Consider the following 8297-nt stretch of genomic DNA (forward strand, 5'->3'; position numbering starts at 1 on the left):
ACCGAGTCCACTTCGCGGAATCCTGGCGTTTGCTCGCGAGCTCCTTGCACATCCAAAGAGGACGTTCATGGCGGAAACGATCAGTCGCGGAGCGGCGACCCAACGATGTTGAACCGGAATCCACCGAAGATGCCGGATAGCAATGGTTTTGCGGTAGAGATGGACTCCTGCATTCGCTCTCATATCCCCAGCGTAGGGAGCGTCACCGGATTGCACGATGACACCAACACCCGAATCCCACCTGTACCTATCACCACCATCTCGCTCTCCGATCGCGCAGAATCGAGGCGTCGCACGATCGGGCGCGGCCGTTAGACCCGGCATCCAGGGGAGGCGAACACTACGCAACGGCTCACTGTTCCGCGACTTCTGCCGCGCGCTCTCGGTGGGACAGATTGAATGGCAAGGGACAGACACCTAACTTGTCCGTTTGACACCTAACTTTGGGCTGCTGCGGAGATTTCGGACAGCGGATTTGATTGATTTTCTACGCTGCCGTGGTCGGCTGTTGGTAAGCGTAGTGGACTTCGTTGGGGCGGCGGTAGCCGAGTGCGGAGTGCTGGCGTCGGCTGTTGTAGAACCCTTCGATGTAGTGGATGACATCGTGTCGTGCCTGTGCCTTGGTGGCGTAGACGGTGCGGTAGACGAGTTCGTTCTTCAGCATCGAGAAGAACGATTCGGCCATGCTGTTGTCCCAGCACACGCCCGTGCGACCCATCGATGAACGCATCCCCAGGCTAGCCACCAGGGTGCGGAAATCGGACGAGGTGTAAACGGCGGATTCAATCGGTGGAAGCAACACCCGAGATTGGGAGGGTGTTGTGGGACGACCATCGGAGTGGATGAGGGAGGTGACGGGGCGCGCGGCGATGCGGTCACCGGGTCACCCGGGGCATGTCCGAGCGATGGAGCGTGAGTTCTGGGTGGTGATCGCGACGGGCCTGCTGCCGGCTGAGGCGGGCGTAGCTATCGGCGTGTCACCGGTCGCTGGGTCGCGGTGGTTCCGGGAGTCTGGCGGTATGTCGCCGTATTCGTGGCCCCCGCCGTCGGGGCGTTACCTGTCTTTGGTGGAACGTGAGGAGATCGCGATCCAGAGGGCGTTGGGGAAGGGGATTCGTCAGATTGCGTCGGCGTTGGGACGGAGCCCATCGACGATCTCCCGGGAGTTGCGGCGAAACGCGGCGACCCGGGGCGGGAAGCTGGAGTACCGGGCGTCCGTGGCGCAGTGGAAAGCGGAACTGTTCGCCCGCCGCCCCAAGATCGCCAAGCTGGCTCAGAACGATCGACTGCGGGAATACGTCGAGGACCGCCTCCGGGGCGCCGTCACCCGTCCCGATGGGACGGTCGTGCGCGGCCCCTCGACGGGGAAGTGGACCGGGCGGAACAAGCCGCATCGGGGTGACCGGCATTGGGTCACCGGGTGGAGCCCCGAGCAGATCGCAAACCGGATCAAAGCCGATTTCCCCGAGGATGAAACCATGAGGATCAGCCACGAGGCCATCTACCAGGCCCTGTTCATCCAGAGCCGGGGAGCGTTGAGCCGGGAACTGATCCTGTGTCTGCGGACCGGGCGTGCGCTGCGGATGCCCAGGTCCCGGTCCAAAAGGGTCGCGTGGGCCCACGTCACCGCCGACGCCCTCCTCAGCGAACGGCCCGCCGAGGCCGAAGACCGGGCCATCCCCGGCCACCACGAAGGGGACCTCATCATCGGCACCGACCGGTCCGCGATCGGCACCGTCGTCGAGCGGACAGCAGGGTTCCTCACCCTGGTCCACCTGCCCCGAGAGGAAGGCTGGCGCGAGCAGGCAATCATCAAGAACGGGCCGGCACTGTCCGGGTATGGCGCTCTCTCGATGAACAGAGCTCTCGCCACCGCGATGGCGGCACTACCTACCGAGCTGAAACGATCATTGACCTGGGACCGTGGGAAGGAGATGTCCGCCCATGCCAAATTCACCGTTGCTACTGGGCTGAAGGTTTACTTCGCCGACCCGCACAGCCCCTGGCAGCGCGGTAGCAACGAGAACGCGAACGGGTTGCTGAGGCAATATTTTCCCAAGGGCACCGACCTTTCCCGGTGGAGCGCTGACGACCTCGCTGCCGTTGCTCACACCCTCAACACCCGGCCACGGAAACGACTCGGCTGGAAAACCCCCGCGGAAGCATTCAACGAGCACCTACGATCAATCCAAGAAGCCAGTGTTGCGACGACCGGTTGAATCCGCCCACCCGGGAGAGTCTATTGATCGAAGCAACACCCTCTTCGAAGGTGTTCTCGGATGTATCTTTCTTCCTCTTCTCCCACGGCTGTGCGGTTTCTGGCTTCGGTCAAGGATGGTCGCAGTCTCAAGTCTTCGACCCGTCTGGTGGGCATCTCGATGACTGTGGGGTACCGCTTTCTTGAAGAGGTCTATTTGCGTGAGCGGCGCTCGGGGAAACTCGCGAAGGATGTCCTGTCGGATCTTGGCCTCCAGTCCTCACGGGTTCAGGTTTGGGAAACACGCGTCGACTCCAGTAGCGACCGTCATCATCTCCGTGTCGACGTGGAGGACGAGGCCGAGTTCTGGGGACTATTCGATCGTGGCGCCTCTGTTGCGGAGGCTCGAACGGCAGCGGGAGTGAGCAGATCGACGATCTATCGGTGGATTGGTAAACGGTTCACACAGTTGCGCGGACAAGGGGTGAGTTCTGCCCGCTGTGCTCGCCAGCTGCGGTTGACGCCGGCGCAATGTGAGTCCCTCGAGTGGCGACGACTGACCGCGGTGAAGTCGGCTGCGAACGCGGAGTTGGCAGCCCAACGACAAGCACGCTCCGAGGCTGGCCGTCTCGCCGACCAGGTCGTCAGCAATGGTCGACCACTGGCTCTGAAGCGAAGAGATGAACGACGACACGATTACTGGGAGTTGATGCGCAAAGGGGTTAGCAACGTCGATGCCTGCAGGCTTCTGGGCATGTCCAGAGTCGCAGGCACCCGTATTAGGCAAGAGGCAAACTTCCGAATACCGATCCCGTCAGGCGCCCGCCCGGCGGTGGCGCGGTATCTGCAGCTTCGGGAACGCTTGCAGATCGCTGACCTGCTAGGTCTGGGCAGCTCTTTGCGGACGATTGCCAAGGAGTTGGGGCGCCACCCGTCGACGATTAGCCGCGAAATACGCCGTCATCGCGGGGCATCCGGTGAGTATCTGCCGAGGACGGCGAATCATGATGCTCGCCTCCAGCGGGTCCGTCCGAAGGTTCACCGTCTTATCGGTGATGCTCGTCTGCGGCTACTTGTTCAACGAAAACTGAACCGGTGTTGGTCTCCGGACGAGATCAGCGGCTGGTTGAAGAAGACCTATCCAGACGATCTGACGCTGCGTGTGTGTCCCGAGACGATCTATCGCGCGTTGCTTCTGCGCGACGATCATGGACTGCATAAACGGTTCGCGAAGAAGCTGCGGACGGGGCGACGAATCAGGAAGACAAGATGGCTTAGTCGGGCGGGGAAGGGATCCAAGATTCGGAATATGACGATGATCGATCAGCGACGTCCGGACCTGTCCTCGAAGCTGATCGCAGGAAACTGGGAAGGTGATCTAATCGTCGGGATCGGATCGCTGTCAGCAATGGTCACCCTCCGGGAGCGGAAGACCCAATATGGCATCATCATCAACCTCCCGACCGACCACACCGCCGGAAGTGTCAACGCCGCCGTTACGGCAGCATTCGCGACCTTGCCACGCCATCTGAAACGTTCTCTCACCTGGGACCAAGGCGTCGAGATGTCCAGCCATGCCGCCCTTACCGAAGCGACCGGTGTCCCGATCTTCTTCGCTGAACGCTCCAGCCCCTGGCAGCGGGGAGCGAACGAGAACTTCAACGGCCTCGTCCGCCAATACTTTCCCAAGGGCACCAACCTTGCCCTCCACAGCGCCAAACGCGTCACCCAGGTCATGAAGGAACTCAACAGTCGACCCCGGAAAGGCCTCGACCACGACACCCCAGCCGCGCGACTTCGAATCGAACGAGAAACGCCCAACCGACCGAATCCGATACCCTGCTAACACGGCAACTATCGCCCGCAATCACTCACCGTGTTGCGTCGACCATTAGAAACCGCCCACGTTCATCGGGCTTAATGTCGGGCGGGTCAAACGCACGACCGCCCGACCGTAGGCGCGTCGACACCAATAAGGGCTTGAGTGTGTCCGCAGATCGTCCCGCTTCCGGGCGTCCCTCGGCTGGCGTTGGTCCATGAGTTTGGCTCTTGACCCGACCCGACCCCGAGTCGATTTGGTGCGATACGGTCCAACTATGCTGATTTTTTCGATGAGCGTTTCCGCCGATGGCTTCATCAATGACCGCAACGGTGGTATCGACTGGACCGGTCCGAGCGACGAACTATTCGAGTTCCACCTCGATCGGGTCCGAGAGCTCGGCGGTCACCTGATCGGCCGTCGGCTGTACGAGACGATGCTGGTGTGGGAGACCGACCCCTCACTACGTTCCACACCAGCTTTCACCGAGTTTGCAGAGGTCTGGACCGCCCTCCCCAAGGTCGTGTTTACTCACACACCAGTGCACGTCCAGGGAAACGCTCGGCTGGCAACCGCCCCACTCGCTAACGAGATTCGGGCCATGCTCGCGAGCACGGACAATAACGTCGAGATCGGCGGTGCCCATCTTGCTGGCCAGGCGTTCGAGCTCGGCCTGATCGAGGATGTCCGAATGTTCCGCTGTCCGATCGTGCTCGGAGGTGGCACCCCGTTCTTTCCTTCAGTTTCAACCGAAGCGCCGCTGGATCTGCTCGAGACGAGAACCTTCGACCCGGGCATCATCTTCGAGCGCTACCGCGTCGCCGCGTAGCACGCACGAGATAGCGGCCCGTTGTGCCCCATCTCGGGTTAGGCGTCGCTCAGCCAAGTGCGTTCGCTGACCGATCGAATGACTCGGATGGCAATGCTCCGGGCACCCGGAGCCCGCCTCGCCCGAAACCTCACCCTCAACGTCCTCCTCCGCAACCCTGCACTCAGTCACCGGGTGACCATGCGCATCGCCGAACTGGAATAACCCCGCCTCCTCGAGCTCCTCCGCCAATAGCCGCCGCCGAGAGTTCCGCGGCATCATCGCCGCGCTGCACCCCGTCGTAGGAGATCTTCGTCGGCGAACAGTCGACTTCGCTGCCGAAGCGGAACGCCCGGGCTGACCGCTTCGCTTCCGAGCCCGAGCTAGTGTTTGACCGCGTCGATGACGCGTTCGATCCCGAGGATGAGGCCTACGCCAATCATGGCTACCCCTGCGATACGAGTGATGATTTGAGCAAGGCGGGGCCGGGACCCGAGAACGCGATCGGCGGCATATCCGAGAGCCAGATAGAACAGACCACAGATCAGAGTGAATGCTGCGCCAAGGACGGCGAGCTGAAGCGTGATCGGCCAGACCTGGTCGGACCGGGTGAACTGTGGAAGAATCGCCAGGAAAATTAGCAGCCCTTTGGGATTCAGTGCGCTCACCCCGATCCCCTTCGCGATGACTCTCCCACTGCGTGGTAGCGGCGAGGGCTTGCGCTCACTGATCCGTTGAAGTCCACCGGGGTGCCGAAGGAAACCGATGCCGAGGTAGATCAGGTACGCCGCCCCGCCGAGGGTGAGAACGATAAGAGCAACAGGTGTGGTAGCTACGAGCGGACCAACTCCGACGGCGATCGTCGCGGTGATCAGCGTGTATCCGATCATGAGGCCAGCCACGACGGGAAGTACCATACGGTCCCGAGCGCCGGCCGCAATAACGAACGCCCAGTCAGGCCCCGGGACGGCGATCAGGGTGAGCGCCACCCCCGCAAAAGCGACAACTAGGTACACCGGCATATTTCCTCCCTATCCGAAGTAAGTTACGGGATAATCGCTGGAAGATGCTCTCCAGTTTGACCACAAAATCAGCAGAACGAGAAAGGATTATTGGTGTGGATCGTCTAGATCAGAAGATAATTGCGGAGCTGCAATCGGATGGTCGCCTCAGCCTCACCGATTTGGCGTCTCGCGTGGGACTCACCCTGTCGCCGACCCATCGCCGGGTGCGTGACTTGGAGCGTTCCGGCGCAATCGCCGGCTACCGCGCTATCGTGAATCCTGCCGCCCTCGGGCTGCAGTTTGAAGCGCTCGTATTTGTCACGATGAAACAGGAAGATCGCGAAACGTTGCTCGGGTTCGAGGAGCAGGTTGCGCACATTCCGAACGTCCTGCAAGCTCAGCGACTCTTCGGCGACCCTGACTATTTGCTTCGTGTGCGCACTGTCGACCTCGACGCATACGCGCAACTCGAAGACGACGTCCTGGCCACTCTGCCTGGCGTGCAGCGCCTCACCTCGACCCTCGTCATGAAGAACGTCGTCACCGACCGCGGGTATCCCACCGATGCCTCATTATCGTGACTTCTCGCCCCGTGTAGTTGACGTCCCGCCGTCCGAAGCGGTCTGAGCGACTCGGCGGGAACGGGCGAGGAGCTGCGCCGGACCCGTCGGTCCCGCCGCGAGACATAGCAGAGCGCGGCCAGGCGAGCCGACGTGTCACGGCGACACCCCTTCGAGATCGAGCGCCATCGGAACGTCACCGAACCCCACACTGATCGACCTCACAATCGGAATTGCAGGCAGCCTGAACCGGACAGCCGTAGCTGCACGCTCGACCACACCATGCGACTTCGCCCTGGCCGCCTAAGCCTCAATCCACCGATGTTCTGGGGTGAGGGGCCGTTCATCTGCATTTGAGTGGGCGGTGCTGGGTGGGCGCGGCGCAGCCGCGGGCCTCGATGTCCGCGGTCTCCCAAGGCCAGGCCTCGGGAAGGTGTAACCGGATGCGGCGTCCGGAGGACGCGATGCGGGCCGGGATGGTGATGAGTTCCCGGCGGATAGTCGAGGTCGTCGCCTTCGCGAGGGCTGCACCGGTGATGGTCGCGGCTGCGCGGGTGAGGTTGAATGCGATGACGGCGAGGACGAGCCAGGCGGCGTTCGCGGTGAAGATCCCCGAGGGCAGGTGCGCAAGAGCCGGGTGCTTCAGGTCGGCGTTGACTTGCTCGATGATCGCGTGCCGACGATGCACCTGGTCCGCGGTCACCGTGTCAAGGGTCGAGGTGGTGAAGAACGCGTGGAACCGGTGCGTGTCAAACAATGTCTGGTGCTCAAGGTCCTTCTTGTTCAGCTCCGGAATCCGCCGCACCACGAGGCGCCCCGGGACGTGGTCCTTCTTCGCTTTGGAGGTGAACGCGGTGAAGGGGACCTCGGCGACTTCGGCCCTCGAGATCCAGGTTCGGGTGGTGTCGTCGAAGATCGCGTCAGTGTACTCGGTCGTGGTCCACGCGGTCTCCGGATGGTGCCGATCTACCCCGACCAGCTCACCCTCAAGAAGTGGACCGTCGACGACGCGAAGAAGTTCCGCGACACCGTCGGTTACGGCCTTCTCGCTCGACGCGCCCTGCACTTCTGGGCCTACTCGATCGATCGGTACCGCAAGGGGCCGTCGGTCGTCGTCCTCAACGCAATCGTTGTCGTCAGCCTCTTCGTCCAGGTCGTCGTGGCGTTCACTTTCATCAACTGGGCGGTCTTCCTCATCGACCCGGCCCAATTCAGCTACACCGGGCACCCGAACTTGTGGGCCTTCGCGTACTACTCGGCCACCGCCGTCTACTTCGGCGAGATCGACATCGTCAGTCCGGTCGGAGACGTCGCGATCGTCGCGAAGCTCCTCAACGACGTCATCGGCGGGGTCGGTGTCCTCACCGTGGTTCTCTCAATCTTTATGGGATACCGCAGCACCCGGCTCGACTCCAGCTCGGTCGACTCGATCCAGCTCCTCAACGACAAGGCCTACGACATCGAGGAGATTGCGATCGAGAGTGCCTGGATGTCGCTGGAGGAACTCGAGGAGCGCCTCCTCTCCGCCAGCTGGGAGCTCTTCGGCGTAATGCACTGGATCCTTGCAAAGACCCCAAGACAGTGGACGGTCGAAGCCGCTAGTGGGCGAGGCGAAGATAGGCCGGCGCCCTACACGCTGTGACTGCGGCAGCGTGATGCTGTCAGGCCGACTGCGGGCGAGCTCAGGCCGATAACGACCGCTATGTCATTGGTTCCGATCGCATCGAATCTAATTCGAGTGGAAAGTGTAAGACGTCAGCTTTCCCAGCTTTATCGCTGGGATACGACTTTTCCCCACAACCCACCGCCTTAGAGGTTGCGCGGATAGGTGATGGTGAGTCGTTGACGCAGGGCGGGCACAAGCCCTGTTAAACACGGATTTGTCTAGAATTCGTGATCGCCCAGGAGT

At 61.9% G+C, this 8297-nt stretch carries 6 protein-coding genes and 2 pseudogenes; 5 read left to right on the forward strand and 3 right to left on the reverse strand.

What is annotated here, in order from left to right; all coding sequences use genetic code 11:
* Window positions 1-487: 487 nt before the first annotated feature.
* A pseudogene (locus ABIB56_RS15865) lies at window positions 488-778 on the reverse strand (integrase core domain-containing protein); the annotation flags it as partial.
* A gap of 64 nt (window positions 779-842) precedes the next feature.
* Here ABIB56_RS15865 and ABIB56_RS15870 point away from each other — a divergent pair.
* The 3 genes from ABIB56_RS15870 (at window position 843) to ABIB56_RS15880 (ending at window position 4845) form a co-directional block, all read left to right on the forward strand.
* Entirely contained in the window at window positions 843-2219 is a 1377-nt protein-coding gene (locus tag ABIB56_RS15870) for an IS30 family transposase (RefSeq protein ID WP_354570195.1), read from the forward strand.
* Window positions 2220-2279: 60 nt separating this feature from the next.
* On the forward strand, window positions 2280-4043 hold the full coding sequence (locus tag ABIB56_RS15875; RefSeq protein ID WP_354570196.1) for an IS30 family transposase: 1764 nt from the start codon (window positions 2280-2282) through the stop codon (window positions 4041-4043).
* A gap of 265 nt (window positions 4044-4308) precedes the next feature.
* Window positions 4309-4845 (forward strand): dihydrofolate reductase family protein, encoded by a 537-nt coding sequence (locus tag ABIB56_RS15880; RefSeq protein WP_354570197.1) that lies wholly within the window; start codon window positions 4309-4311, stop codon window positions 4843-4845.
* A 362-nt stretch (window positions 4846-5207) separates the two neighbouring features.
* Here the strand turns inward: ABIB56_RS15880 and ABIB56_RS15885 are convergent, their stop codons facing one another.
* A complete protein-coding gene (locus tag ABIB56_RS15885) occupies window positions 5208-5846 on the reverse strand; it encodes a LysE family translocator (RefSeq protein ID WP_354570198.1) in 639 nt (212 codons plus the stop codon).
* Between the two features lie 95 nt (window positions 5847-5941).
* On the opposite strand from ABIB56_RS15885, the gene ABIB56_RS15890 reads away from it, so the two are divergent.
* On the forward strand, window positions 5942-6409 hold the full coding sequence (locus ABIB56_RS15890) for an Lrp/AsnC family transcriptional regulator (RefSeq protein WP_354570199.1): 468 nt from the start codon (window positions 5942-5944) through the stop codon (window positions 6407-6409).
* A gap of 282 nt (window positions 6410-6691) precedes the next feature.
* Here the strand turns inward: ABIB56_RS15890 and ABIB56_RS15895 are convergent.
* Window positions 6692-7340, reverse strand: a pseudogene (locus ABIB56_RS15895) (transposase); the annotation flags it as partial.
* Between the two features lie 207 nt (window positions 7341-7547).
* On the opposite strand from ABIB56_RS15895, the gene ABIB56_RS15900 reads away from it, so the two are divergent.
* Complete coding sequence (locus tag ABIB56_RS15900; protein ID WP_354570200.1) at window positions 7548-8030, forward strand: hypothetical protein; 483 nt, start codon at window positions 7548-7550, stop codon at window positions 8028-8030.
* Window positions 8031-8297: the final 267 nt, after the last annotated feature.

This window comes from Glaciihabitans sp. UYNi722, assembly GCF_040549465.1.
Lineage (GTDB): Bacteria > Actinomycetota > Actinomycetes > Actinomycetales > Microbacteriaceae > Lacisediminihabitans.

What these genes read in the sequence shown, in the direction of transcription:
- ABIB56_RS15870 (WP_354570195.1), top strand. Translation starts at nt 843, where the DNA reads ATGAGGGAGGTGACGGGGCGCGCGGCGATGCGGTCACCGGGTCACCCG.
- ABIB56_RS15875 (WP_354570196.1), top strand. Translation starts at nt 2,280, where the DNA reads ATGTATCTTTCTTCCTCTTCTCCCACGGCTGTGCGGTTTCTGGCTTCG.
- ABIB56_RS15880 (WP_354570197.1), top strand. Translation starts at nt 4,309, where the DNA reads ATGAGCGTTTCCGCCGATGGCTTCATCAATGACCGCAACGGTGGTATC.
- ABIB56_RS15885 (WP_354570198.1), bottom strand. Translation starts at nt 5,846, where the DNA reads ATGCCGGTGTACCTAGTTGTCGCTTTTGCGGGGGTGGCGCTCACCCTG.